This window comes from Escherichia sp. E4736 (genome assembly GCF_005781225.1).
GTDB lineage: Bacteria > Pseudomonadota > Gammaproteobacteria > Enterobacterales > Enterobacteriaceae > Escherichia.
Genome location: NZ_VATT01000020.1, coordinates 92,070 through 118,150, shown reverse-complemented (window position 1 = coordinate 118,150; position 26,081 = coordinate 92,070). Strand labels below are relative to the sequence as shown.

At 50.3% G+C, this 26,081-nt stretch carries 19 protein-coding genes and 1 pseudogene; 3 read left to right on the top strand and 17 right to left on the bottom strand.

Features of this window, described 5'->3' with window-relative positions; all coding sequences use genetic code 11:
• Window positions 1-20: 20 nt before the first annotated feature.
• The 9 genes and pseudogenes from FEK46_RS15655 to asd all read right to left on the bottom strand — a co-directional run.
• Window positions 21-2,324, bottom strand: a pseudogene (locus tag FEK46_RS15655) (fimbria/pilus outer membrane usher protein); the annotation flags it as partial.
• Between the two features lie 41 nt (window positions 2,325-2,365).
• Window positions 2,366-3,118, bottom strand: a complete 753-nt coding sequence (locus tag FEK46_RS15650) for a fimbria/pilus periplasmic chaperone (protein ID WP_135559220.1) — start codon at window positions 3,116-3,118, stop codon at window positions 2,366-2,368.
• A gap of 120 nt (window positions 3,119-3,238) precedes the next feature.
• Window positions 3,239-3,943: a fimbrial protein gene (locus tag FEK46_RS15645; protein WP_130209033.1), complete on the bottom strand. Its 705-nt coding sequence runs from the start codon at window positions 3,941-3,943 to the stop codon at window positions 3,239-3,241.
• A 482-nt stretch (window positions 3,944-4,425) separates the two neighbouring features.
• Window positions 4,426-6,873 carry a glycogen phosphorylase gene (gene glgP / locus FEK46_RS15640; RefSeq protein WP_135559219.1) on the bottom strand — a complete coding sequence of 816 codons (2,448 nt, stop codon included), beginning with the start codon at window positions 6,871-6,873 and terminating at the stop codon, window positions 4,426-4,428.
• Window positions 6,874-6,891: 18 nt separating this feature from the next.
• On the bottom strand, window positions 6,892-8,325 hold the full coding sequence (glgA, locus tag FEK46_RS15635) for a glycogen synthase GlgA (RefSeq protein ID WP_130209037.1): 1,434 nt from the start codon (window positions 8,323-8,325) through the stop codon (window positions 6,892-6,894).
• Window positions 8,325-9,620: a glucose-1-phosphate adenylyltransferase gene (gene glgC / locus FEK46_RS15630; RefSeq protein ID WP_130209039.1), complete on the bottom strand. Its 1,296-nt coding sequence runs from the start codon at window positions 9,618-9,620 to the stop codon at window positions 8,325-8,327. Before glgC ends, glgA begins: the two co-directional genes overlap by 1 nt.
• Window positions 9,621-9,637: 17 nt before the next feature.
• Window positions 9,638-11,611 (bottom strand): glycogen debranching protein GlgX, encoded by a 1,974-nt coding sequence (gene glgX / locus FEK46_RS15625; protein WP_130209041.1) that lies wholly within the window; start codon window positions 11,609-11,611, stop codon window positions 9,638-9,640.
• A complete protein-coding gene (gene glgB / locus FEK46_RS15620; RefSeq protein WP_130209043.1) occupies window positions 11,608-13,794 on the bottom strand; it encodes a 1,4-alpha-glucan branching enzyme in 2,187 nt (728 codons plus the stop codon). Before glgB ends, glgX begins: the two co-directional genes overlap by 4 nt.
• Before the next feature lie 271 nt (window positions 13,795-14,065).
• A complete protein-coding gene (gene asd / locus FEK46_RS15615) occupies window positions 14,066-15,169 on the bottom strand; it encodes an aspartate-semialdehyde dehydrogenase (protein WP_064527660.1) in 1,104 nt (367 codons plus the stop codon).
• Between the two features lie 191 nt (window positions 15,170-15,360).
• On the opposite strand from asd, the gene yhgN reads away from it, so the two are divergent.
• Complete coding sequence (gene yhgN / locus FEK46_RS15610; protein WP_135559218.1) at window positions 15,361-15,954, top strand: NAAT family transporter YhgN; 594 nt, start codon at window positions 15,361-15,363, stop codon at window positions 15,952-15,954.
• 56 nt (window positions 15,955-16,010) lie between these two features.
• Here the strand turns inward: yhgN and gntU are convergent, their stop codons facing one another.
• The 5 genes from gntU to FEK46_RS15585 form a co-directional block, all read right to left on the bottom strand.
• Window positions 16,011-17,351: a gluconate transporter gene (gene gntU / locus FEK46_RS15605; protein WP_135559217.1), complete on the bottom strand. Its 1,341-nt coding sequence runs from the start codon at window positions 17,349-17,351 to the stop codon at window positions 16,011-16,013.
• A 3-nt stretch (window positions 17,352-17,354) separates the two neighbouring features.
• Window positions 17,355-17,882 (bottom strand): gluconokinase, encoded by a 528-nt coding sequence (gene gntK / locus FEK46_RS15600; protein ID WP_000108320.1) that lies wholly within the window; start codon window positions 17,880-17,882, stop codon window positions 17,355-17,357.
• Between the two features lie 138 nt (window positions 17,883-18,020).
• On the bottom strand, window positions 18,021-19,016 hold the full coding sequence (gene gntR, locus FEK46_RS15595; RefSeq protein ID WP_130209047.1) for a gluconate operon transcriptional repressor GntR: 996 nt from the start codon (window positions 19,014-19,016) through the stop codon (window positions 18,021-18,023).
• A gap of 93 nt (window positions 19,017-19,109) precedes the next feature.
• On the bottom strand, window positions 19,110-19,805 hold the full coding sequence (gene yhhW, locus FEK46_RS15590; protein ID WP_130209049.1) for a quercetin 2,3-dioxygenase: 696 nt from the start codon (window positions 19,803-19,805) through the stop codon (window positions 19,110-19,112).
• Between the two features lie 122 nt (window positions 19,806-19,927).
• Complete coding sequence (locus tag FEK46_RS15585; RefSeq protein WP_135559216.1) at window positions 19,928-20,965, bottom strand: oxidoreductase; 1,038 nt, start codon at window positions 20,963-20,965, stop codon at window positions 19,928-19,930.
• Between the two features lie 474 nt (window positions 20,966-21,439).
• Between FEK46_RS15585 and yhhY the strand changes: the two genes are divergently transcribed.
• Window positions 21,440-21,928: an N-acetyltransferase gene (gene yhhY / locus FEK46_RS15575; RefSeq protein WP_130217728.1), complete on the top strand. Its 489-nt coding sequence runs from the start codon at window positions 21,440-21,442 to the stop codon at window positions 21,926-21,928.
• Between the two features lie 60 nt (window positions 21,929-21,988).
• Here yhhY and ggt read toward each other — a convergent pair whose 3' ends face one another.
• Complete coding sequence (ggt, locus tag FEK46_RS15570) at window positions 21,989-23,722, bottom strand: gamma-glutamyltransferase (RefSeq protein ID WP_135410759.1); 1,734 nt, start codon at window positions 23,720-23,722, stop codon at window positions 21,989-21,991.
• Window positions 23,723-23,842: 120 nt separating this feature from the next.
• Here ggt and FEK46_RS15565 point away from each other — a divergent pair, with 120 nt between their 5' ends.
• Window positions 23,843-24,283: a DUF2756 family protein gene (locus FEK46_RS15565; RefSeq protein ID WP_130209058.1), complete on the top strand. Its 441-nt coding sequence runs from the start codon at window positions 23,843-23,845 to the stop codon at window positions 24,281-24,283.
• Here FEK46_RS15565 and ugpQ read toward each other — a convergent pair.
• Together ugpQ and ugpC are read right to left on the bottom strand one after the other, a co-directional pair.
• Complete coding sequence (gene ugpQ / locus FEK46_RS15560; RefSeq protein ID WP_135405477.1) at window positions 24,270-25,013, bottom strand: glycerophosphodiester phosphodiesterase; 744 nt, start codon at window positions 25,011-25,013, stop codon at window positions 24,270-24,272. The genes FEK46_RS15565 and ugpQ overlap by 14 nt on opposite strands.
• Window positions 25,010-26,080, bottom strand: a complete 1,071-nt coding sequence (gene ugpC / locus FEK46_RS15555; RefSeq protein ID WP_130258722.1) for a sn-glycerol 3-phosphate ABC transporter ATP binding protein UgpC — start codon at window positions 26,078-26,080, stop codon at window positions 25,010-25,012. Before ugpC ends, ugpQ begins: the two co-directional genes overlap by 4 nt.
• Window position 26,081: the final 1 nt, after the last annotated feature.

Here is a 26,081-nt window from a genome sequence, read left to right as displayed (position 1 = left end):
TGTTTCTGGGGGCTACATCAAACTAAAGCGCCTTTACTGGGTATCACTTCCATGCTAGTGGCATCTAATTCTGTATGCATGTTCATAGACATAGGGTCTAAAGAGATATTATTACGCCGATACTCCGTGGCATAAGGTACGACAGCATAGCCACGCCAGTCTGTCTTAACCCCCGTTCCGCGTTCCACATTTACATTGTTTGCCCCAGGTGCTTTTATCAGTATATTTGTTTCACCTAACGGCTGACTTAGCGTTAAACCATTTTCGTGAACAACCATGGCACCACTTAAACCATAGTTAAATTGCTGGTTACCATTATTATCGTAGCTGTATCCGGAATTTAGTGAACCATAAGTACCACGGTAATTTAAACCTACCGAGCCATTTCCACCATTGTTCTGATTGGCGAAATTTTGTTGAATATTATAATTGAGATTATGCTGATCCAGCAGTGAGCCAGATACTCCAGCATACTGATTCACATGACCGCTATTATCTTGACTGTAACCATAGGTCGCTGTCATAGAATTTGTCGCAGTGCGTCCATCGACTGCTGGTGATAACCAATTGCTGATCGGCAATGATATATTGACGGATAAGATTCTGTCCGCATCTGAACCTGGTGATTTGCTGTAGTTATAAGCAATGTTTAAATAAACCCCATGCACACTCGTATTATAGCCAACCTGGTATAAGGTATCTTTATTATTCGTATTCCAATAAGTTTGTTGACTCGCTGCCAAATACATAGAGCCATATTCGCCCAATGGTTGAGATATATTTGCCTGAAACTTTCCTCTTTTGTTATAACGTAAATTATAAAAATCATTCCAGTTATAAACATAGTCTTTTTCATTAAGGGTATCTGGATCGATAACCGTACCCGACATTTGTTTGTATGTGGTATCACTCAACGAATAAAATCCCTCCGTCGAGTAGCGATAACCAATAATCTGAAAAGCTGTACCTGTTTGCACTAACGATTTTGAGTATAGAAAACGGTACGATTGCCCTTGATGTTTACTGCCATCAGCAAGTGTGCTATTGGCTTGCGTCAAATCAAATGAGGTCGCACCAAACATACCAAGGTTGAACCCAAGCCCGAGTGCTATTGCCCGATAATTATTAGAGTATTGTATCCCTCCATAGGCGGTAATATCCCAGGGTAACCCCCAAATCAAATCTCCTTGAAAGATATTCGGATTGTTTTGATTATAGCTATTACTACGATATTTACCGGCAGTTGCGGAATATTTAATATGTCCTTCGCGTTGAAGGATGGGTACAGCGGCGTAAGGAATGGTATAGATAGTTTCGGAATTATCAGACTCTTTGATCGTAACTTCCAAATCCCCTGCGGAAGACGTAGGGTTCAGATCGTTGATTTCAAAAGGCCCAGGGGGAGTATAGGTCTGATAAATAACATAACCGTTTTGTTTAATCGTTACCTGAGCATTACTTTTAGCAATGCCGCGCACAGTAGGAGCAAAGCCACTTTGGCTATCCGGCAGCATGTTTTCATCGGATTCAAGTTTAGCACCACGAATACTCACGCTGTCGAAAACATCCGATGAAGACCAGGTATCACCTAGTGTTAATTCACTTTTAAAAGGAATAATTACTCGTTGTAACGTACTACTCACATGTGCAATTTTACCCGATGAATTAGCTGAACGACTCCATGTAGAATAATCACGAAAACGCCACGCTCCTAAATTTAAACCTGAACGAAGATTTAAATAATAACTATCAGACGCATAGTCTCCACGATCGCTGTTACCAGAAAAGTCATAATTAATAAGAACAGCCGGGATACCATTATCCCATTCCTCAGGTGGGATATAACCACGTGCTTCATGCTTTAATATTGCCTGCGGGAAGGTCAGTTTGAGTCGTTGCGCATCCAGTTCAGGAGTATATTGAACTTCAGCAAACCATATACGTAAATCGAGACAATGATTTCCCTCTGCTTGCGCCTGCTCCGGCAATGCACTTTTGTTAATTCCTAAAGTAATTAACTCATCGAGCGAAAAACAGGGAATCAACTGATTCTGCTCATCAGCTTTGAAAGTAACCTTACGTGATGTCAAAGGCGAATCATTGACCCATATTTCAACCTCATAGCTACCTGGCAGATACGTCATCCCTTTCTCAAAACGAGATAAATCAGCAACAGCTTCTGTATCACCCGACAAAAAGGCAGGATTAAAGCGCATACCCGCCACTGAACACGTAGGCAAAAGTGTCAGGAGAAGCGGTATACACAGCCTCATCTGCTTTTTCCTTGCCATCCAGTGTTCGAGTTTTCTGAGCTTTAGGTTCATATCCCTGACCTGAGTTGCTTTAACGTTTTAATCTTCCAGGTTTATTGCATCGTTCCCTTTTGCCTGGCCGTTGTGGCACCGTAATCATTGATAGTTTGATAAGTAATTTCGCCCGCTAACGTCACCGGAGAAGAAACTGTGATGTCACTTTTCGGGGGAACAAACGCATTGGGTAATTTTGCCCCTTGCACCCTGATTCCTGTCACCGTCAGATAATAGGGAGAAGGGTTAATGACTCTCAGCTTTTTAGCTTCGTATTTAAATCGCAACATATCCCGTGCTTTACCAGCTTGAACGGGTAAATTAGTCGGACGGTAAAATAATTTAATTCTGTTTTGTAACGCCAGTTGTAACGTGTTTTTCTGAGTATTCTTCTCATCCGTCGGCGGAATCGCTTTCACATTCATCCAGAATAATGTCTCTCGATCAGTCGGTAACTGCGATTTGCCAATAAACATTATCCTCAATGATGCCTCTTTTCGCGTTGGCAACATAAATAAAGGAGGCGTAACCACAAAATCCTGACTTTTTTTACTGCTTTGATTGTCATCAATCCATGACTGGATTAAATAGCTGGTGTTAGCCCCACCATTCTGTACACTTAACGTAATCTGCTGACTGTCAGATGGATAAACCAGACGCGTAGAACCAAGACCGAAACCACCCGCAGCCATAGCGTTGACAGATATGGCGGACAGCAAAAATAGAGCCGCTGCCCTTATGGCATATTGAGTCTTCAGCAAAGAATTTATATTTCTATTGGCTAAACATTTATTTTTTGAAATCCATCTCATACTGCATCCTTGTAGATGAAATTAATTGTAATTGCTGATACGTGTCTATTTATTATAAATAAACACGTAATATTAATTTCAGGCTACAATTAACTGTAACCTGAAATTATCTTGCTGTAATTATTCGTACAGCACAACGAAACTTGCCGTAGCTTTCACCAGACCTGGTGCAACGGTACTACCGTTCTGCGCATAGCCCGCAGTAAATGCCGCAGTATAATCATGTTTGGCTGCATCGCCAGGAATCACGTAAGCTGCCGAAGAACTACTCCCCTGAGGAGTTTGTGTATTCAGTTTAATCAGACCATCAGCTGTCGTGTTTTTAGAATAAATACGAATCCCTACACCTGTTGCACCTGCTTCGCCAGTACTATCAGCATCAGCGGCCCCTTCAACTTCATTGGCAAGCGTCTGGTTGGCACTGTCTGCTACGCCAGTAAAACGAAATTCAATGTTTTGACTGTCTGTATTGCTGCAGTCGGTCAGTTTAATGTTGAAGTCAGTCTGGTTACTGGCACCCGTTGCTTCGGTATCAATGCCCGTGAAAGCGTTAGAAGGTACGACTGGCAGTACCACTTCAATCTGTTTCGATTCTGTAGCAACCTTACACGTCGCTTTAACCACACGACCAGTAAAGCGGATATTTCCGCCCATCGCATCGGTGTTGCTATCCATATCGGTGAGTTTTGGATAATCAACGGTGCTCCAGTCTGTATCCGCACCACCAAATTGTGATGCATCGCCTGGCGCAGCAGTTACCGCAGTTGACATCAGCATACCTGATGCGAGTAAAACTACGGATAAATTAGATAGATTGAATTTCATTTATACCTTTCCTTTTGTTAAAAAATCCAAGCAATATTGGCGATTATTTTTACATTCAGCTTTAACAAATCACATTATTTAAATGAATAAAGCTGGTGTGGTTAATCCCAAAAAAATCAAGAGATAGAATGGCTGGAAAATATTATATGAGCTGCTTGGTAATGTAACTAAAAGAATCAATGCTCGCAATAATTGACTTTATATAAAAATACAGTTATTTGAAAACAAAGGAGTTTATTTTAGAAAGAAGATCTGAGGAGTGAAGGAATATATAAATACGGCAAATGATTTATTATTTATTTATAATGTTCGTTATATGGAATATACCCTAATGAGATGCCTTATTAATAAATAATAAATATTAATTATATATTGATAGCATATGTAAATTTTCATGACATTTTGTTTATCTGATATAAAAATGCCGTGTGCCCATTAACGGTAGCTTTATGGGAACACACGGCAGTTATCACTTTACGAACTTACAATCTCACTGGATCAATATGCCAGATATGATCGGCGTACTCTTTGATCGTACGGTCTGAAGAGAAGTAGCCCATATTGGCGATGTTCAGCATCGCTTTGGCAGTCCACTCTTCCTGACGCTCGTAGAGTTCGTCGACTTTATCCTGACAATCGACATAGCTGCGATAATCCGCCAGCACCTGATAGTGGTCGCCAAAGTTGATCAGCGAATCAACCAGATCGCGGTAACGGCCTGGGTCTTCAGGGCTGAACACGCCGCTGCCGATTTGCGTCAGCACCTGATGCAGCTCTTCATCTTTCTCGTAGTATTCACGCGGTTTGTAACCCTGACGACGCAGTTCTTCCACTTCTTCCGCAGTGTTACCAAAAATAAAGATATTGTCATCACCGACATGCTCCAGCATCTCGACGTTCGCGCCGTCCAGCGTACCGATAGTCAGCGCGCCGTTAAGAGCAAACTTCATGTTACTGGTGCCGGAGGCTTCCGTCCCCGCCAGTGAAATCTGTTCAGACAGATCGGCCGCCGGAATGATCAACTGCGCCAGACTAACGCTGTAGTTCGGAATAAACACCACTTTCAGCTTGTCGCCAATCTGCGGATCGTTGTTGATCACTTTAGCAACATCGTTGATCAAATGGATAATGTGCTTCGCCATGTAATAAGCCGAAGCGGCTTTGCCGCCAAAAATATTCACGCGCGGCACCCAATTAGCATCCGGATCGGCCTTGATACGGTTATAACGAGTGATAACGTGCAACACATTCATCAATTGACGTTTGTATTCGTGAATACGTTTGATCTGCACATCAAACAGCGCCTTCGGATTCACCACCACATTCAACTGCTGGGCGATGTACTCGGCCAGACGTTTTTTGTTATCCAGCTTCGCCTGATGCACCGCATGGTTGACCATCGGGAAATCACAGTGCTGTTGCAGCTCGCTCAGCTGGCTAAGGTCGGTGCGCCAGTTACGGCCCAGGTGTTCGTCCAGCACGGCTGAAAGCGATGGGTTTGCTACCGCCAGCCAGCGACGCGGCGTCACACCGTTGGTAACGTTGGTGAAACGACCTGGGAAGATTTTCGCAAAATCAGCAAACAGTGACTGCACCATCAGGTTAGAGTGCAACTCCGAAACACCGTTGACTTTATGACTCACGACAACCGCCAGCCAGGCCATCCGCACACGACGCCCGTTGGATTCATCAATGATTGACGCCCGTCCCAGCAGGTCAGTATCGTTCGGATACTGCTCTTGCAAGGTTTTCAGGAAATAGTCGTTGATTTCAAAGATTATCTGCAAGTGACGCGGCAGAATTTTACCCAGCATATCTACCGGCCAGGTTTCCAGCGCCTCGCTCATCAGCGTGTGGTTGGTGTAAGAGAAGACCTCGCAACACACTTCAAAAGCGTCATCCCAGCTGAATTTATGCTCATCAATCAGCAGACGCATCAATTCAGGAATCGACAGCACCGGATGGGTGTCATTGAGATGAATCGCGATTTTATCTGCCAGATTATCGTAGGTTTTATGCAGCTGATAATGGCGGCTTAAAATATCCTGAATGGTCGAGGAAACCAGGAAGTATTCCTGACGCAGACGCAGTTCACGCCCGGAATAAGTGGAGTCGTCCGGGTACAGTACGCGAGATACGTTCTCGGAGTGGTTTTTGTCTTCCACCGCCGCGAAGTAGTCACCCTGATTGAATTTACCCAGGTTAATTTCGCTACTGGCTTGTGCGCTCCATAAACGCAGGGTATTAGTTGCGTCAGTGTCATAGCCGGGGATTATCTGGTCATAAGCAACGGCCAGAATTTCTTCAGTTTCAATCCAGCGAGTTTTCTTGCCTTCTTGCTGAATACGTCCGCCAAAACGCACTTTGTAGCGCGTGTTGTGTCGTTTAAATTCCCACGGGTTGCCGTATTCCAGCCAGTAGTCCGGTGACTCTTTCTGACTGCCGTTAACGATGTTCTGCTTGAACATACCGTAGTCGTAACGAATACCGTAGCCGCGACCTGGTAACCCTAAAGTCGCCAGAGAATCCAGGAAGCAGGCCGCCAGACGCCCCAGACCACCGTTACCGAGGCCAGGGTCATTTTCCTCATCAATCAACTCTTCGAGATTTAACCCCATCGACTCCAGCGCTCCCTGGACATCGTCATAAATACCTAACGACAGCATGGCGTTGGAGAGAGTACGACCGATCAAAAACTCCATCGACAGATAGTAAACCTGACGAGTTTCTTGCGACAGCTGGGCACGATTCGAGCGTAACCAGCGCTCCACGAGACGATCGCGCACAGCAAATAACGTTGCGTTCAGCCATTCATGTTTATTGGCAACGACAGGATCCTTGCCAATCGTAAACATCAGCTTATAAGCGATAGAGTGCTTAAGAGCTTCTACGCTAAGCGTGGGCGATGAATATGTAAACGGAGCATTCATATAGGCGTTTCCTGAAAACTATTTCAAGCGATAGTAAAGCTCACGGTACGACTTCGCCGCGACCTGCCAGCTAAAATCCATTGCCATAGCCTGACGTTGCACAAACCGCCACAATGAAGGGCGGGACCACAGAACAAAAGCGCGTCGAATAGCCCGTAACAACGACCAGGCATTACTATCTTCAAAGACAAACCCACTGGCGACGCCATCTGCAAGGTTCTCAAGAGAACAGTCAGAAACCGTATCAGCAAGCCCACCGGTACGCCGCACTAACGGCAGCGTGCCGTACTTCAATCCATAAAGTTGCGTTAAGCCGCACGGTTCAAAACGACTGGGCACCAGAATGACGTCCGCGCCGCCCATAATGCGATGCGAAAATGCTTCGTGATAACCAATCTGTACACCAACCTGACCGGGGTGTTCCGCTGCTGCAGCAAGGAAACCTTCCTGCAATACCGGATCGCCCGCGCCGAGCAGCGCCAGTTGTCCGCCCTGTTCCAGAAGGCCCGGTAAGGCCTCTAACACCAGATCCAGGCCTTTCTGGCTGGTCAGACGGCTCACCACTGCAAAAAGCGGCACTTTATCGTCAACCTTAAGCCCCATTGCGATTTGCAACTGGCGCTTATTCTCCGCTTTATCCTCCAATGAATCGCGGGTGTAACGCGAGGCTAAAAGTAAGTCCGTCTCTGGACTCCAGATTTTCTCGTCCACGCCGTTCAGTACGCCGGAAAGTCGTCCTTCACGATGACGCTGCTGAAGTAAACCTTCCATACCGTAGGCAAACTGTGGTTCAGTAATCTCGCGAGCGTAGGTCGGACTAACCGCTGTAATATGGTCAGCGTAATACAGTCCGGCTTTCAGGAAAGAGATTTGCCCGTTGAACTCCAGCCCGTGAACATTAAAGAATGACCATGGCAATTGGATGTCATTCATGTGATGTGCATAAAACATGCCTTGATAGGCCAGATTGTGCACAGTAAACACCGACTTCGCCGGACGCCCGCGTGCCGCCAGATACGCAGGCGCAAGGCCGGCATGCCAGTCGTGCGCGTGCACTACATCAGGGCGCCAGAATGGGTCCAGCCCACTGGCCATTTCTGCCCCGACCCACCCCAACAGCGCAAAACGCAACACGTTGTCAGTGTAGGCAAATAAGTTGGTATCGTGATACGGGCTTCCGGGACGATTGTAGAGATGCGGCGCGTCAATCAGGTAAATACCAACCCCGTTGTAATGTCCGAACAGCAGCGTGATATGCCCGGCAAAGGTATCACGACGAGATACCACCTGCGCATCGGTCACGCCACGGCGAATATCGGGAAATGCAGGCAACAGTACGCGAGCGTCAACGCCGTCTGCGATTTGTGCTGCGGGTAATGCCCCAATAACATCAGCCAGACCGCCGGTTTTAAGCAGCGGGAACATCTCTGAACATACATGTAAAACCTGCATTATCGCTCCTGTTTATACCCTAACTTCCGTAGCATTTCGCGCGTAACCAGCACGATGCCTTCTTCTGAACGATAGAAACGACGTGCATCTTCCTCTGCATCTTCACCAATCACCATACCTTCCGGAATGACACACGCGCGGTCAATGACACAGCGGCGCAGACGGCACGAGCGACCTACCCATACTTCCGGTAACAATACGGCGGAATCAATGTTGCAGAATGAATTAACACGAACGCGCGAGAACAGAACGGACTGCACCACCACTGAACCAGAGATTACACAACCGCCGGAAACCAGTGAGTTAAGGGTCATCCCATGGCTACCGGAGCGATCCTGAACGAATTTCGCTGGTGGCAATGATTCATTGTAGGTGCGAATTGGCCAGTTGCGATCGTACATATCCAGTTCCGGCACCACAGAGGCCAGATCAAGGTTCGCTTTCCAGTAAGCTTCCAGCGTTCCCACATCGCGCCAGTACGGCTCGGCGTCTGGGTCAGACTGTACGCAAGAGAGAGGGAATGGATGCGCATAAGCCAGGCCTTCTTCGGTGATTTTTGGAATCAAATCTTTACCAAAGTCGTGGCTGGAATTTTCATCACGATCGTCTTCTTCCAGCAATTCATATAGATAGTCGGCGTCAAAGACGTAGATACCCATACTCGCCAGAGATTTGCTCGGATCGTTTGGCATTGATGGCGGGTTAGCCGGTTTTTCAACAAATTCGATAATTTTATCGTTTTCATCGACTGCCATAACGCCAAATGCAGAGGCTTCTTCAATCGGTACTGGCATACAAGCAACAGTACAACGCGCACCTTTTTCGACGTGGTCGATAAGCATTCGCGAGTAGTCTTGCTTGTAGATGTGGTCACCAGCCAGGATCACCACATACTCCGCTTTATAGCGGCGGATAATATCGAGGTTTTGAGTGACCGCGTCTGCGGTACCGCGATACCAGTTTTCCCCTTTCATTCTCTGCTGCGCGGGCAGCAGGTCGACAAACTCGTTCATTTCTTCATTGAAGAACGACCAGCCGCGCTGAATATGCTGCACCAGGGTGTGAGACTGGTACTGGGTGATCACGCCCATACGACGGATCCCAGAGTTGATGCAGTTGGACAGCGCAAAGTCGATAATGCGGAACTTACCGCCGAAGTGTACGGCAGGCTTTGCTCTCTTATTGGTTAAATCCTTCAGGCGGGTACCACGTCCTCCCGCAAGTATCAGGGCAACAGATTTCAATGGCAGCTGGCGCGCCAACATTAAGTGATCGTTCTTCTCTAAACTAACCATGACTAACTCCTTTTTTATCATCTCTGGAACACACACAATCCGTGTGCAGGTCCCGGCCAGACAGCCGTAATCACTGGGTTATCCTCTCCAGCGAATGGGGGAATGGCGTGCCACTCCCCAGCAGGTAAAACAATCTCTGTTACCTCAAGCGTGGCGTTTATTGCGATCAAAAAACGATCCGAAAGCAAAATTTGCAGCTGCTTTGGCCCGTTTTGCCACTCATCCGAGCTTAAAGGTTGAGCATATCGATTCAGCCAACGGACATTGCCATCGCCTTCTTCCCACCAGCGATCCTCTACCAAAGCAGGAATGCGCTTGCGCAAATGGATTAACGCGGCGGTAAACCCCGTTAACCCACTGTTTGCCTGCGACCAGTCCAACCACGTTAGTTGGTTATCCTGACAGTAGGCATTGTTATTGCCATGCTGGCTGTGACCATGTTCATCACCTGCCAGTAACATCGGCGTACCCTGGGAGAGCAACAACGTCGTTAACAGGGCGTGAATGCTGTCGCGCCGCCGTTCAATCAAATCAAGAGTACCGCCTAACCCTTCTTTACCATGATTGTTACTGTAATTGTTGTTGGTCCCGTCGCGATTTTCCTCTCCATTTGCTTCATTGTGTTTATGGTTGAAACAAACGCAGTCGCGAAGCGTAAAACCGTCATGCGCAGTAACGAGATTAATCGCAGCGCTCGGCAGACGGCCATTACGTTTAAAAACATCGCTGGAGGCGGCAAAACGCCCGGCAAACTCACCCAGCGACAAGTTATAGTGCAGCCAGAAACGGCGTGCGGCGTCGCGGAAATGATCATTCCACTCGGCAAACAGCGGTGGGAAATTGCCCACCTGATAACCACCTGGCGCGATATCCCACGGTTCGGCAATCAACTTCACTTGCGAAAGCACTGGGCAATTCTGGATAGCCGTAAACAGCGGCGCATCCTGACGAAACTCCGGTGTTCGCCCCATGACTGCTGCGAGATCGAAGCGGAAACCATCAACGTGGCAGGTTTCCACCCAGTAGCGTAGACAGGCGCTGGCGTACTCCACTACCGCCGGATGGCTCAGATTGAGCGTATTACCACAGCCGGTCCAGTTGTGATAATCGCCGTCTTCTCTTATCCAATAATAGCTACGGTTGTCGATCCCGCGCAGTGAGAATACCGGGCCGTCCAGGTCCAGTTCCGCACTGTGGTTGAGTACGATGTCGAGAATAACTTCAATACCCGCCTTGTGCAGGGCTTTCACTGCGTCGCGGAATTCGTCCAACGCCGTTTCGGGCGAGCTGGCATATGCCGGATGCAACGCAAACAGCGCCACCGGATTGTAGCCCCAGTAGTTACTTAGCCCCATGCGTTGCAGGCGCGGTTCACTGGCAAACTGCGCCACTGGCAACAGTTCCAGTGCGGTAATACCCAACCGTTTTAAATAGTTGATCATCACCGGATGGCCGAGCGCTTTATAGGTGCCGCGGATCTCAACCGGGATCTCCGGATGCAGATAGGTTAATCCTTTGACATGGGCTTCATAAATGATGGTGCTGCCCCACGGCGTGCGCGGCGGGGCATCATCCTCCCAGTCATAGTGATCGACCACCACCACGCATTTCGGCGCAATGGCGGCGTTGTCACGATAATCAGGTTCATTATGGCCTGCATGCAGCAGCGGGTTATCTTTAAACTCACCCTCAATTTGCCGCGCGCAAGGATCAATCAACAACTTCGCCGGGTTAAAACGATGCCCCACGGCAGGTTGCCAGGGGCCATGTACGCGATACCCATAGTGCAAACCCGGGCGAGCATCCGGCAAGTAACCGTGCCAGACATCGCCGCTGCGTCCTGGCAAGTCATACCGGTGTTCTATGCCCTGAGCGTCAAACACACACAGCTCTACCCGCTCGGCATGAGCGGAAAAGAGCGTGAAGTTGACGCCCTGGCCATCATAGTGCGCGCCAAGGGGAGCAGGTTTGCCAATGGCGAGTTGTGTCATTCTCCCTCCCGCACCAGCCAGATAGTGGCCAGCGGTGGTAGAGTAAGGCTCAATGAATGCTGACGACCGTGGCTGGCGATCTCATCGCTATGTACCGCGCCGCCATTGCCAGCATTGCTGCCGTGGTAGTGCATGGAATCGGTGTTGAGAATCTCACGCCACTTACCTGGCTGATTAATGCCAAAGCGATAATCATGGCGCGGCACCGGCGTAAAGTTGCTGGCAACGATAATTTCGTTACCCTCTTTATCGCGACGCACAAAGATCAGCACCGAGCGCTCATGGTCATCCACCACCAGCCATTCAAAGCCGTAGGCGTCGAAATCCAGCTCGTGCAGAGCTTTGTGGTGACGATAAGTATGGTTCAGATCGCGTACCAGTCGCTGGACACCGTGATGCCAGTTGTCGCCACCTTCCAGCAGATGCCAGTCGAGGCTGGCATCGTGGTTCCACTCACGCCCTTGGGCAAATTCGTTACCCATGAACAACAGTTTCTTGCCCGGGAACGCCCACATCCAGGCATAGTAGGCTCGCAGATTGGCAAACTTCTGCCATGCATCGCCAGGCATCCTGTCGAGAATCGATTTTTTGCCGTGCACCACTTCGTCGTGCGACAGCGGCAGGACGAAGTTTTCAGTGTAGTTGTAGAGCATCCCGAAGGTGAGTTTATTGTGGTGGTATTGACGATAAACCGGGTCGAGCTTCATGTAATCCAGAGTGTCGTGCATCCAGCCGAGGTTCCACTTGTACCAGAAGCCCAGACCACCAATATCCTGCGGGCGGGAAACGTTCGGGAAGTCGGTAGACTCCTCCGCCATCGTCACTGCACCAGGAACTTGTTCACCGATAATACGGTTGGTATTGCGAAGGAATTCAATCGCTTCCAGATTCTCGCGTCCACCATACTCGTTCGGGATCCACTCGCCTTCTTTACGGCTGTAATCACGATAAATCATCGAAGCAACCGCATCGACGCGCAGCGCATCGATACCAAAACGCTCGATCCAGTACAGCGCATTACCAACAAGGAAATTGCTGACCTCACGGCGGCCATAGTTGTAAATCAGGGTGTTCCAGTCCTGATGGTAGCCTTCACGCGGATCGCTGTGTTCATACAGATTTGTGCCGTCAAATTCGGCAAGTGCAAAGTCATCTGTCGGGAAGTGACCCGGCACCCAGTCGAGAATCACGTTCAAACCTGCTGCGTGGGCGGCATCAATGAAATAGCGGAAATCATCGCGAGTGCCAAAACGGCGAGTTGGCGCATACAAACCTGTCGGCTGATAGCCCCAACTGCCATCGAATGGATGTTCGTTAATTGGCAGCAGTTCGAGGTGGGTAAAGCCCATCCATTTAGCGTAAGGCACCAACTGATCGGCAAGTTCGCGATAGCTTAACCAGAAGTTGTTGTCTGCATGACGACGCCATGACCCCAAGTGAACTTCATAGATAGAAATTGGCGCATCAAACTGATTCGCTTTTTTGCGCTCTTCGGTCTGCACGACCTTTTCAGGCAGTCCGCAAATAAGGGAAGCGGTTTCCGGGCGCATCTGCGCTTCGAAGGCATAAGGATCAGACTTCAAACGCAGATTGCCATTGGCATCAATCATTTCGTATTTATAGAGCTGACCGTTATGCGCGCCAGGGATAAACAGTTCCCAAATGCCGCTCTCTTTACGCAGGCGCATCGGGTGACGACGACCATCCCAGTAGTTGAATTGCCCAACAACCGAGACACGGCGGGCATTTGGCGCCCAGACAGAAAAACGCGTGCCGGTAACGCCATCCATAGTATCTGCGTGCGCACCTAAGGTTTCATATGGGCGCAGGTGGGTACCTTCAGATAACAGCCAGGCGTCCATTTCCTGGATTAAAGGGCCAAAACGGTAAGGATCATCAATCAGATTCTGCTGGCCATGCCAGACAACCGCCAACTGATAGCGGAAAAAATTTTTACGCCGAGGAACGACGCCGCTGAAGAATCCACGAGAGTCGAGACACTCCAGTTTAGCGACTTTGCGTCCAGTTTTTGGTTCAATTACCCACACATCGGTGGCGTCAGGTAAAAGGGCACGGACTTCCAGTCCCGCTGTGGTTTTATGCATTCCAAGTACGGAAAAAGGATCCGCAAAATGACCTGCAATTAGCGCGTTAATCACGTCTCTATCGATACGATCGGACATGCTTGTCTTCCTGTTTTATTGTGTCACCCCATCCAACTAATTTTTGACATCTGGTTGTGACATTTTTTTGACCTGAACGGCGCAGCACTCTGTGCATCCTCTCTACGCCGTCCTCACTTCAGGTAAGGCATTGAATACGTATGTATCCCGCCACCCTTAAAGAATAGCCAATGCTCTACTTAACTCCCGGTAAATCATGAAACATCTGCGCTTACTCCTGTACTACGCACTAAAAGGGGCAGCATTACGCCCCAAATTTAATGAATAAACATTACGCCAGTTGACGAAGCATCCGGCGTAGCGGCTCCGCGGCCCCCCACAGCAGCTGGTCGCCCACGGTAAAGGCTGACAGGAACTCAGGTCCCATATTCAGCTTACGCAAACGGCCTACCGGCGTGGTCAGCGTACCGGTGACGGCAGCTGGGGTTAGCTCACGCATAGTGATTTCGCGATCGTTTGGAACCACTTTTGCCCACGGGTTATGGGCCGCCAACAGTTCTTCCACGGTCGGAATAGACACATCTTTTTTCAATTTGATGGTGAATGCCTGGCTGTGGCAGCGCAACGCCCCGACACGCACACACAAACCATCTACCGGAATAACGGAAGATGTGTTGAGAATCTTGTTGGTTTCTGCCTGCCCTTTCCATTCTTCGCGGCTCTGACCGTTATCAAGCTGTTTGTCGATCCACGGAATCAGGCTACCCGCCAGCGGCACGCCAAAGTTATCCACTGACAACTCGCCGCTGCGGGTTAAAGTCGTGACTTTGCGTTCAATATCGAGAATAGCAGAGGACGGTGTCGCGAGTTCATCCGCCACATGGCCATACAGTTGGCCCATCTGGGTTAACAACTCACGCATATGTCGCGCACCACCGCCGGAAGCCGCCTGGTAGGTTGCAACGGAAACCCAATCTACAAGATCATTGGCGAATAAACCGCCCAACGACATCAACATCAGGCTTACGGTACAGTTACCGCCAACAAAAGTCCTGATGCCTTTATTTAATCCATCAGTAATGACGTCCTGATTGACTGGGTCAAGAATGATGATGGCGTCATCTTTCATGCGCAGAGACGATGCTGCGTCAATCCAGTAACCTTGCCATCCGCTCTCACGGAGCTTTGGATAGATTTCGTTGGTATAATCGCCGCCCTGACAGGTTACGATGATATCGAGAGCCTTCAGCGCCTCCAGATCAAAGGCATCCTGAAGTGTGCCAGAAGCACCGCCGAAGGAAGGCGCAGCCTGACCAGACTGTGAAGTCGAAAAGAAGACAGGGCGAATGGCGTCGAAGTCGCGCTCTTCAACCATGCGTTGCATGAGAACGGAGCCGACCATACCGCGCCAGCCGATAAAACCAACATTTTTCATAAGCGTTTTTTCCTGCAAAGATGTGTGCTGTATATATGTGCCGGTGTCCTCATGGCACATCTTTCACCATACAAAAAGCAGCCAAAGTCGCAAGTGAAATTAATCAATGATAGCGAAGCCATCAGTAATGCGACTTATCCTGCTTTCGTAGCACGCAGAAAGTCCACGGCAATTATCAGGGAACTTGAGTTATGAATGAAATCATTTCTGCAGCAGTTTTATTGATCTTGATTATGGATCCGCTCGGAAATCTACCTATTTTTATGTCCGTACTGAAACATACAGAACCGAAAAGACGTCGGGCAATCATGGTGCGAGAGTTGCTTATTGCTCTCATGGTGATGCTGGTGTTCCTGTTTGCGGGTGAGAAAATTCTGGCATTTCTTAGCCTGCGGGCAGAAACCGTCTCCATTTCTGGCGGCATCATTCTCTTTCTGATCGCCATTAAGATGATTTTCCCCAGTGCTTCGGGCAATAGCAGTGGGCTTCCGGCAAGTGAAGAGCCGTTTATTGTGCCGCTGGCAATCCCATTAGTAGCAGGGCCGACTATCCTCGCCACATTAATGTTGCTGTCTCACCAGTACCCGAATCAGATGGGGCATCTGGTGATTGCGCTGCTGCTGGCCTGGGGCGGCACCTTTGTTATCCTGCTACAGTCATCGCTATTTTTACGTCTGCTGGGCGAGAAAGGAGTGAATGCGCTGGAACGCCTGATGGGATTGATTCTGGTGATGATGGCAACCCAGATGTTCCTCGACGGCATTCGGATGTGGATGAAGGGGTGACGAGAGGCATTACCAGGAAGGAGCCCGGTAGTGTAAGACCTACCGGGCAAACAGACTTAACTCAACAACTGGAACGCAATCATCCCGACGATGGCACCAACAGTGCCGAGGATGGTTTCCATCATGGTCCAGGTTTTCAGCGTTTCGGCTTCGGTCGCACCGGTAAATTTACCGAACAACCAGAAACCAGCGTCGTTAACGTGGCTGACAACAATCGAACCACCGGCGATACAAATCGACAGTGCCGCCATTTGCGCACCGGAGTAGTTCAGTTGTTCAATGACCGGCATCACCAGCCCCACCGCCGTTAAACAGGCAACGGTGGCAGACCCCTGAATGATGCGCACTGCAGCTGCCAACACGAAGCAGGTGATAGCAATCGGCAGGCCCATGCCGGTTAACGCTTCGCCCAGCGCCGGACCTACGCCAGAGTCAACCAGCACCTGTTTGAACACGCCGCCCGCACCAATCACCAGCAGAATGATCCCCGCCGGTTGCAGCGCGTGACCGCAAATCTCCATCACTTTGTCTTTTGGCATGCCCTGACACATTGCCAGGCCATAAATTGCTACCAGACAAGCAACCAGAATCGCGGTAAACGGATGACCGATAAACTCAAACCATTCGTAAGCAGTTGATCCTTCTGGTACAAAACGCGCAGCAATGGTTTTAAGACCTACCAGCACCAGCGGCAGCAGGATCAGCGACAGGCTAAATCCAAAAGACGGCATTTTGCCTTCGCCGAGATGCGGTTCGCTAATGTCGTCAGGAATATGCAGCTCAACGTAACGGCTGATGAAATTGCCCCACAGCGGCCCGGCAATAATCATTCCCGGAATTGCCGCACACAGGCCAATCAGGATCATCCAGCCAAAATCGGCATTCATCTGCGATGCCAGCAGCATTGGCGCTGGTCCAGGCACCAGAAATGCCGCCGCTGCCGCCACGCCTGCGAATAATGGGATTACCAGTTTCACCAGATTCGTACCGGTGTGGCGCGCCATCGAGAAGGCAACGCTAATCAGCAGAACAATCGCCACTTCAAAGAACAGCGGTAGCGCGCAGACCAGCCCCGCAAGGCCGATGGCATAATGCGCGCGGCTGTGACCGAAGGATTTGAGCATTTTGACGGCAATCTGATCGACTGCGCCGGTTTCATGTAAGATCTTGCCAAACATGGCTCCCAGGGCGACAACCACCGCCAGGAAGCCGAGGGTGCCTCCCATCCCTTTTTCCATCGTCGCTGCGATTTTATCGAGCGGCATACCGGAAAAAAGGCCAGCCCCCATAGACACCACCATCAAAGCCAGGAAAGCGTGCATACGCGCCTTCATGACTAAAAACAGCAGCAGTAAAACAGACCCTACTGCTGTTAAAACAAGCGTTAATGTAGTCACTACTTATTTGCCTTTTTTAATAACCTCAATGGTGCTTGCCACAACACCTTCCAGCGGTTGATCGATATCCACCACCAGTACATCGGTTTCGTCCGCACCCGGCTCCTGCAGCGTTTCAAACTGCGTCACCAGCATTTGGGTTTTAAAGAAATGGCCTTTGCGCGCTTTCAGGCGGCTTTCAATCACATCAAAATCGCCTTTCAGGTAGATGAAAGAGAGATTCGGATTACCTTCACGCAGCAAGTCGCGATAGTGTTTTTTCAGTGCAGAGCAGACGATCAGCGACACTTTATTGGTACGCTGCATGGCAAACGCGGCGTCGTTCAGCGCCTGCAACCACGGTTTGCGATCGTCGTCGTTCAGCGGTTCACCAGACGCCATTTTTTCGATATTGCAGCGCGGATGGAGGAAATCGCCATCAAGAAACGCGGCATGAAGTTGATGCGCCACTTCACTGGCGACCGCAGATTTGCCGCTGCCTGAGACGCCCATCAGAACGTAAATGTGGTGATCATGGTTAGTCGTGCTCAAAGTGGTGCCCCCACAGTACAAGAATTAAAAATGTTACGGGTAACTGTTATCGGTAACATTGTCCAGCCGGACAAAATCAGAAGCAATATCCATCCGTGCCTTAAGTGTATAAGTGTGAGCCACTTCAAATTTGTAGGCTTAAATAGATCCACCTGGTGACAAGGTGAAACCTAAATCTAACATTTTCGGCGTCACCGCTTCGCCACGAATACGCGCCAGCAGGCGTTCAGCGCCAATGCTGCCCATCCGCTCACGCGGCGTCAGCACACTTGCCAGCCGTGGCTCCATCACCTGGCCAATGTCATGACCGTGGAAACCGGCAATCGCCATATCGTCAGGAACTTTCAACCCCAGACGCTGACATTCAAACGCCGCGCCGACCGCCAGGTCATCGTTGGTACAGAACACGCCATCCAACTGCGGATATTCCCGCCGCGCCTGACGAATCAGTTCAATACCGGAAGAGTAAGAAGAAGATTGTTCAACCATCACGCTATATGGCACCAGGCCTGCATCCAGCATCGCCTGCTCATATCCCTTCTGTTTGATGATAGTACGTTCGTCGAGACGTGCGCCGAGATAAGCAATGTGTCGATGCCCGCGAGCAATAATGGCAGCAGTCATCTGGCGTGCCGCTTCAAAGTTATTAAAACCGACAGCGATATCGAGGCACGGCGACTGGCTGTCCATCAGCTCCACCACCGGAATACCCGCCACTTCAATCATCTTTAAGGTGCGTGGCGTGTGGGTGCGTTCGGTAAGGATCAGGCCATCGATATTCCAGGAGAGCATCGATTCAAGGCGTTCTTGCTCCATTTCCGGCTTATAACCGTAGTGCGCCAGCATCGTCTGATAACCGTGCGCGTCGGTGACGCTTTCGATTCCGCGTAATACTTCCGCAAAAACCTGGTTGGTGAGAGAAGGTAACAGGACACCAATCGCCCGGCTGGTGGCGTTAGAGAGGATATCGGGCGCGCGATTGGGAATATAACCCAGTTCATCAAGAGCGGCGGCAATCTTGCCACGTAGAGCGACGGAAACCTGCTCAGGGTTACGCAAAAAACGGCTGACCGTCATTTTGGTCACGCCTACACGGTCAGCCACATCCTGAAGTACGGGTCTTTTCTTTTTCATCGTCCTGAAAGGTACAAAAGGGATAGATTCCTTTAGTTTACCACGGACGCATCACAACCTTCCTGATTCCTCAGGAAGGTTTGTGAGATAAATTTAGACTGGCGGTAAATCGAACAGCAGGATTTCACTGTCGCTATCAGCGTGGACGGAAATCGCCTGCTCATCCCAAATCGCCAGACCATCGCTGGTCGAGGCTTTTACGCCGTTAATAGTGACATTACCTTTCACCACCTGGATCCAGACGCGGCGTTCAGCGGCAATCTGATGTATCGACTGCTCATCTTTTACCAGCGCCCAGCGGTACAGTTCCATATCCTGATACACTTTCAGCGAACCGTCACGCGCATCCGGCGAGAGCACCAGCTGTTTGCCCTGCACGGCATCGAAGCGACGCTGTTCATAACGCGGCGTAATACCGTTTTCTTCTGGCATGATCCAGATCTGATACAGGTGCAGACGCTCGGTGCTGCTTGGGTTGTACTCTGAGTGACGAATACCCGTACCCGCACTCATAATCTGGAACTCGCCCGCCGGAACCTGTTCTTTATTGCCCATGCTGTCCTGATGCTCAACAGTACCTTCCAGCACGTAGGTCAAAATTTCCATATCTTTATGCGGGTGAGTGCCGAAGCCCTGCCCTGCTTCAATCACGTCGTCGTTAATCACGCGCAGCGCGGAGAAGCCCATAAAGTTCGGATCGTAATAATTGGCAAAAGAGAAAGTATGCCAGGAGTCCAGCCAGCCATGATTAGCATGACCGCGTTCATTTGCTTTGCGTAAGTAGATCATTTGTATTCGCCCCCTGAATGATTTCGATGGGCTTAGTGTGGACCCGATCTGCCTGGGATGATAGAGGGTGAAAATTGCCCCCTCTGTTCAAAAAAATTGAACTATTCGAGGGGCCATCAAACTTACTTCACGAGAGTCACTGTGGAGGGAGAGGCTTGTTCAAAACCGCGTTCAAGGATTTCCAGATTGGTAAGAACTTCAGATTCCTTGACGTAATTTGGCGCACCGTTGGTGATGGTTTGGTACAACGCATCATACACACGTCCATAGTCGCCCATCTCTGGCTTCATCTCTTCTCTGACCGTCACGCCCTCGTCATTGACATACTCCAGCACACCGACCGAATCATCCGCCGCAAATCCAGGTTCGCCCGGCATAATATTAGCCTTCAGGCTGGTTTCCTGCTGGTCGATGCCGTATTTAATAAATGTACCTTTCTTACCGTGAACGATAAATTTCGGATAATCGATTTTCACCAGATGACTGGTTTTAACGATCGCTTTCAGGTCGCCATAAAACAGCTGCGCTTCAAAGGTGTCGTCAGGATTGGCTTTATTACGCAGGCTGCGGATGTCATAAGCGACGTGATCCGGGCGACCAAACAGCGAGATAACCTGGTCCAGGGTATGCACACCAAGCCCATAGAACGCGCCATCCTGCAGCAGTCCAGGTTTGGTTTCTGCCACCGGGCGGTAATAGTCAAAATGGCTTTCCACTTCGACAATCTCTCCCAGCTTGCCGCTTTCAATCGCTTTTTTCGCCGTCAGGAAGCAGGAATCAAAGCGACGATTCTGATACGGCGTGACGGTCAGCCCTTTACTTTTCGCCAGCGCAAACAGCTCTTTCGCCTGCGCAAGCGTCGGGGTGAACGGTTTTTCGACCAGTACATTTTTCCCGGCCTCCAACGCGCGCTTCGCGTACTCGAAGTGGCTGTCCGCGTGGGTGCAGACGACAACCAGCTTAACATCGGGATCGTTTAATACTTCGTCGAGATCGCTGGTGAAATGAATATGGGAATAAATGGGGGCCTGTTCTTCCGGCTTCGCATGGCGGCGAAAAATATGCGCGACATGCCAGCTATCCTTGCGGTTAAGTACATACGGAAGATGGTAACGGGTGGTGCTTTTGCCGAAGCCAATAAAGGCACAGTTGATGACCATGATTTCGTCCTTTTTAAGGTGGTTATTTACACCTTAGCGCAAAGCGGACGCGGTTCCTATGCCTGGGCTTCAGTACGTCAGATTGTTGGCAAAGTGCACTTTGATCATGCCGGATGCGGCGTGAACGCCTTACCTGCCTACACAAAATGGCATCGGTTTGTAGGTCTGATAAGCGTAGCGCATCAGGCAATTTTGCATTTGTCTCGACACGAGGAACACTTCACGTGGACAAAATGGCAAACAAACCAGTACGAAAGCAAAAAAAAAGCCAGCACCCGGCTGGCTAAGTAATACTGGAAGCAATGTGAGCAATGTCGTGCTTTCAGGTTCTCCGCGAGGGTCTTCCTGATCGCGAGACAATAATAATCATTCTCATTCGCACTTGTCCAACACTTTTTGCAAAAAAATGCATTTGACTCGTATTTGAAAGTCAATGATGTTGAAAGGGACATTTACCCTAAAGAGGACAGAGGAATGAGTGAGATAGTAATACGCCACGCAGAAACGCGCGATTATGAGGCCATTCGACATATCCACGCCCAGCCGGAGGTGTATTACAACACACTACAGGTGCCTCATCCTTCAGAACATATGTGGCTGGAACGACTCGCCGATCGCCCCAGCATCAAGCAACTCGTCGCCTGTATTGATGGAACTGTAGTAGGTCATCTCACCATTGATGTACAGCAACGCCCGCGCCGCAGTCATGTTGCCGATTTTGGTATCTGTGTCGACGCCCGCTGGAAGAATCGCGGCGTCGCCAGCGCCCTGATGCGAGAGATGATTGAAATGTGCGACAACTGGTTGCGGGTAGATCGTATTGAACTAACGGTGTTCGTCGATAACGCGCCAGCAATTAAGGTCTATAAAAAATTCGGCTTTGAGATTGAAGGGACCGGCAAGAAGTACGCATTGCGTAATGGTGAATATGTTGATGCGTATTATATGGCGCGGGTGAAATAGAGAATTTGTAATCTAAGTTTGTCATTTAAGCCCTCACCTACCAGGAGAGGGCTTAAGATATTAGTACCCTGCCGTTAAATCATCCACCGAGCGCGGGTCGGATGCGCCGTACAACTCACCGTCAGGCCCAACCATAATGCTTTGTGTACTGCCCATCGCCTCTTTCAGCGCCACTTTCTGACCTTTTGCTTCCAGCAGCTTGATCGTATCCGGGCTAAATCCTTTCTCGACACGCAGCTCGTCCGGCAGCCACTGATGGTGGAAACGCGGCGCATTGGTCGCTTCGGCAACGTTCATACCATAATCGATGCTGTTCACCACCATTTGCAGCACAGTGGTGATAATCCGGCTACCGCCAGGGCTTCCGGTGACCAGCCAGGTTTTACCGTCTTTCACCACAATAGTCGGCGACATCGACGACAGCGGGCGTTTGTTCGGCCCGACGGCGTTGGCATCACCGCCCACCAGCCCATAAACGTTCGGCACGCCTGGTTTGGCGGAGAAATCATCCATCTGGTTATTGAGCAAAATACCGCTCTCGCCTGCGACAATACCCGTACCGAAGGTGGTGTTCAGCGTATAGGTCACCGCCACTGCGTTACCGTCTTTATCCACCACTGAGTAATGGGTAGTTTGATTACTCTCATAAGGCGCAAGCTTGCCAGGACGAATTTCGCTGGATGGCTTCGCTTTATTGATATCGATTTGCTCGGCAATAGATTTGGCATAGGCTTTATTGGTCAGCGCCTGCCACGGTACTTTGACAAAATCCGGGTCGCCAAGATATTCCGAGCGGTCGGCGTAGGCGTATTTCTCGGCCTCTGCCATGATTTGCATCGCATCGGCGCTGCCAAAGCCGTATTTCTTCATATCGAAGTTTTCCAGAATATTGAGGATCTGCACGATATGAATCCCGCCGGAAGATGGCGGTGGCATGGAGTAAACCTGATACCCGCGATAATCGCCGCTAATCGGTGTGCGTTCTACTGCTTTATACGCGGCTAAATCTTCTTTCGTAATCAAGCCGCCATTTTTCTGCATCTCCTGAGCGATCTGCTCCGCTATCGTGCCTTTATAGAATTCATCCGGGCCGTTTTCGGCAATCATCTCCAGGCTCTTTGCCAGGTTCGCCTGCACCAGCTTGTCGCCCTTTTTCAGCGGTTCGCCCTCTTTCCAGAAGATAGCTTTGCTGTTTTCGTGATTCGGCAGCACTTCGCTACCGTAGGTTTTGAGATCGTCTGCCAAAGCGTCGTTAATGATAAAACCATCGCGTGCCAGTTTAAACGCCGGTTGCACCACTTTGTTCAACGGCATGGTGCCGTATTTATCCAACGCCAACGAGAAACCTGCTACCGTACCGGGCGTGCCGGAAGCCAGATGCGAAGTGAGTGATTTTTTGCTGTCCGGGTTGCCCTGATCATCAAGGAACATATCGCGGGTCGCTTTGGCGGGCGCCATTTCGCGGAAATCGATAGCCGTGGTATTGCCATTTTTCGAGCGGATTAACATAAAACCACCGCCGCCCAGATTCCCTGCCTGCGGATGCGTTACCGCCAGCGCGTAGCCCACCGCCACGGCGGCATCAACGGCATTCCCGCCCTCCTTGAGGATATCCACCCCCACCTGAGTGGCAGTAGCATCTACAGACGCCACCATCCCCTGCTTTGCGCGTACCGGATGGAAGACATCTTCCTCCACACCATAAGAAACAGGTGGCGCGGCTGCCGCACTAAAACAACATCCTGAAAGCAAAGCTGCAATCGCCGCCCGGCGTAAAAACGTCGGTTTTATCATCGTTATTCTCCAGTTATGTGTGGGGCAACCCCAGCTAAGCCTGGTATATAACTCTGAATTAATCATCGTTTTGCCGGGAAGCGAGTAAACTTAAAGGATATCTTCAGAGGAGGATACGCGATGAAACGACTTCTGCTTTTGACGGCACTCCTGCCGTTTGTCGGCTTTGCACAGCCCATTAATACTCTGAATAATCCTAACCAGCCGGGGTATCAGATCCCCAGCCAGCAGCGGATGCAAACTCAAATGCAGACTCAGCAAATCCAGCAAAAAGGGATGCTGAATCAGCAACTGAAAACTCAGACGCAATTGCAACAGCAGCATTTAGAAAATCAGATTAATAGCAACTCCCAGCGGGTATTGCAGTCGCAGCCGGGGGAGCTAAATCCTGCCCGGCAGCAAATGCTGCCCAACACCAACGGCGGGATGTTAAACAGTAACCATAATCCGGATAGTTCGCTAAATCAGCAGCATATGCTGCAAGAGAGGAAAAACGGCGACATGCTGAATCCGCCCAGCACGTCGCAGCCTGACATTCCGTTGAAAACTATTGGGCCGTAAAGTTCGGACCAATCACATCAATCGCATCGGTACAGATGCAATCCACGCCCCAGCGCAGCAACTCTGCCGCGCGCTGGGGTTTGTTGACGGTATACACCAGAATCCGCAGTCCGGCGTCTTTCAACTGCATCACTCGCGCTTTATCGAGCAACTTATGATTGAGATGAATAGAGACGCAGCCCAGCCGCGTGGTCAGTTCGCGCCAGTCGTCGCGCCACTCATCAAGCAACAAACCACGCGGCAGTTCCGGTGCAGCCTGTTGCGCAGCTTCTAAAGCATCAATCTCAAACGATGACAGCAGCGGCGGCGTCATACCTGCCCACAGTTCGCGCGCCGCCAGCGCCACCATTTTGCCCGTTAATGGCCCGGTGCCAGTGGTGGGCTTGATTTCGATATTCGCCATCATCCCATGTTCGCGACAGCGTTCCGCCACCTGCGAAAGCAACGGCAGCGGCTCACCTTTAAACGCTTTGCTGTACCAACTGCCCGCATCCACGCGCAGTAAATCCTGCCAGTTCAGCTCACCCGCGACGCCCCAGCCGTTGCTGGTACGTTCGAGGTTGTCATCATGGAGCAGAAAGATCTCGCCATCTTTCGATAACTTCGCGTCAAATTCGATCATCTTATGACCGTATTTTGCCCCTACGTCGATTGCCGCCAGGGTGTTTTCCGGGGCCAACTTACCGCCGCCACGATGAGCGACGATGCGGGGATAAGGCCAGTTACTCATACTCGTTGTCCTGTTTCACCATCAAAAAGATGTAGCTGATTTTCCGGCAGATGCAGCCACAGCGTGCTGCCTGCCGTCGGGCGCTCCTGATGCGCCAGTCGCACCACCAGCTTCTGTTCGCCCCAGCGTCCGTGTGCCAGATTATCAGCGCCGAGGATCTCCAGCGTGTCCATCACCAGTGGCACGCCGCCTTCTGCCTGCGAACTTAGCGCAATATGTTCCGGGCGGATACCGAGGGTCATTTTACGCCCGGCATACTGGCGATAGTAACCGTTTAGCGGCAGCGCAATACCGCCATCCAGTTCGAAATGCGTGCCTTCGTTATTCACGCGGCCAGCCAGTAGGTTCATCGCCGGGCTGCCGATAAAACTCGCCACAAACAGGCTGGCGGGCTTTTCGTAGACTTCAACTGGCGTGCCAATCTGTTCGGCAACACCGCCGTTCATTACCATCACTCGCTGGGCGAGGGTCATCGCTTCAACCTGATCGTGGGTAACATAGAGTGAAGTTGTTTTCAGGCGACGGTGCAGTTGTTGTAGTTCAAGCCGCATCTGCACGCGCAGCTTGGCATCGAGGTTAGAGAGCGGCTCATCAAACAAGAACACCGCCGGCTCACGCACAATCGCGCGCCCCATCGCCACACGCTGGCGCTGACCGCCGGATAGCTCACGCGGGCGACGTTTGAGCAGGCCGTCCAGTTCCAGAATACGCGCCGCTTCTTTAACGCGCTCGGCAATTTGCTGCTTGCCCATGCCGCGGATTTTCAGCCCCCACGCCATGTTTTCTTCGACGCTCATATGCGGATAAAGCGCGTAGTTCTGGAATACCATCGCAATTCCGCGATCTTTCGGCTCCATTTCAGTGACACGCTTGCGGTCGATCCAGATATCGCCCGTCGTTACCCGCTCCAGTCCGGCCACCATTCGCAATAACGTCGATTTCCCGCAGCCAGACGGCCCGACCATCACGATAAATTCGCCATCCGCCACATCAAGGGTCAGCGGTTTAATGACCTGGGTTTTGCCATCCCAGCTTTTGGTTACTGCCTGTAATTTCAGTCCTGCCATC

Coding starts and splice junctions, on each gene's coding strand:
- FEK46_RS15650 (WP_135559220.1), bottom strand. CDS start 3,118: ATGAGATGGATTTCAAAAAATAAATGTTTAGCCAATAGAAATATAAAT.
- FEK46_RS15645 (WP_130209033.1), bottom strand. CDS start 3,943: ATGAAATTCAATCTATCTAATTTATCCGTAGTTTTACTCGCATCAGGT.
- glgP (WP_135559219.1), bottom strand. CDS start 6,873: ATGAATGCTCCGTTTACATATTCATCGCCCACGCTTAGCGTAGAAGCT.
- glgA (WP_130209037.1), bottom strand. CDS start 8,325: ATGCAGGTTTTACATGTATGTTCAGAGATGTTCCCGCTGCTTAAAACC.
- glgC (WP_130209039.1), bottom strand. CDS start 9,620: ATGGTTAGTTTAGAGAAGAACGATCACTTAATGTTGGCGCGCCAGCTG.
- glgX (WP_130209041.1), bottom strand. CDS start 11,611: ATGACACAACTCGCCATTGGCAAACCTGCTCCCCTTGGCGCGCACTAT.
- glgB (WP_130209043.1), bottom strand. CDS start 13,794: ATGTCCGATCGTATCGATAGAGACGTGATTAACGCGCTAATTGCAGGT.
- asd (WP_064527660.1), bottom strand. CDS start 15,169: ATGAAAAATGTTGGTTTTATCGGCTGGCGCGGTATGGTCGGCTCCGTT.
- yhgN (WP_135559218.1), top strand. CDS start 15,361: ATGAATGAAATCATTTCTGCAGCAGTTTTATTGATCTTGATTATGGAT.
- gntR (WP_130209047.1), bottom strand. CDS start 19,016: ATGAAAAAGAAAAGACCCGTACTTCAGGATGTGGCTGACCGTGTAGGC.
- yhhW (WP_130209049.1), bottom strand. CDS start 19,805: ATGATCTACTTACGCAAAGCAAATGAACGCGGTCATGCTAATCATGGC.
- FEK46_RS15585 (WP_135559216.1), bottom strand. CDS start 20,965: ATGGTCATCAACTGTGCCTTTATTGGCTTCGGCAAAAGCACCACCCGT.
- yhhY (WP_130217728.1), top strand. CDS start 21,440: ATGAGTGAGATAGTAATACGCCACGCAGAAACGCGCGATTATGAGGCC.
- ggt (WP_135410759.1), bottom strand. CDS start 23,722: ATGATAAAACCGACGTTTTTACGCCGGGCGGCGATTGCAGCTTTGCTT.
- FEK46_RS15565 (WP_130209058.1), top strand. CDS start 23,843: ATGAAACGACTTCTGCTTTTGACGGCACTCCTGCCGTTTGTCGGCTTT.
- ugpQ (WP_135405477.1), bottom strand. CDS start 25,013: ATGAGTAACTGGCCTTATCCCCGCATCGTCGCTCATCGTGGCGGCGGT.
- ugpC (WP_130258722.1), bottom strand. CDS start 26,080: ATGGCAGGACTGAAATTACAGGCAGTAACCAAAAGCTGGGATGGCAAA.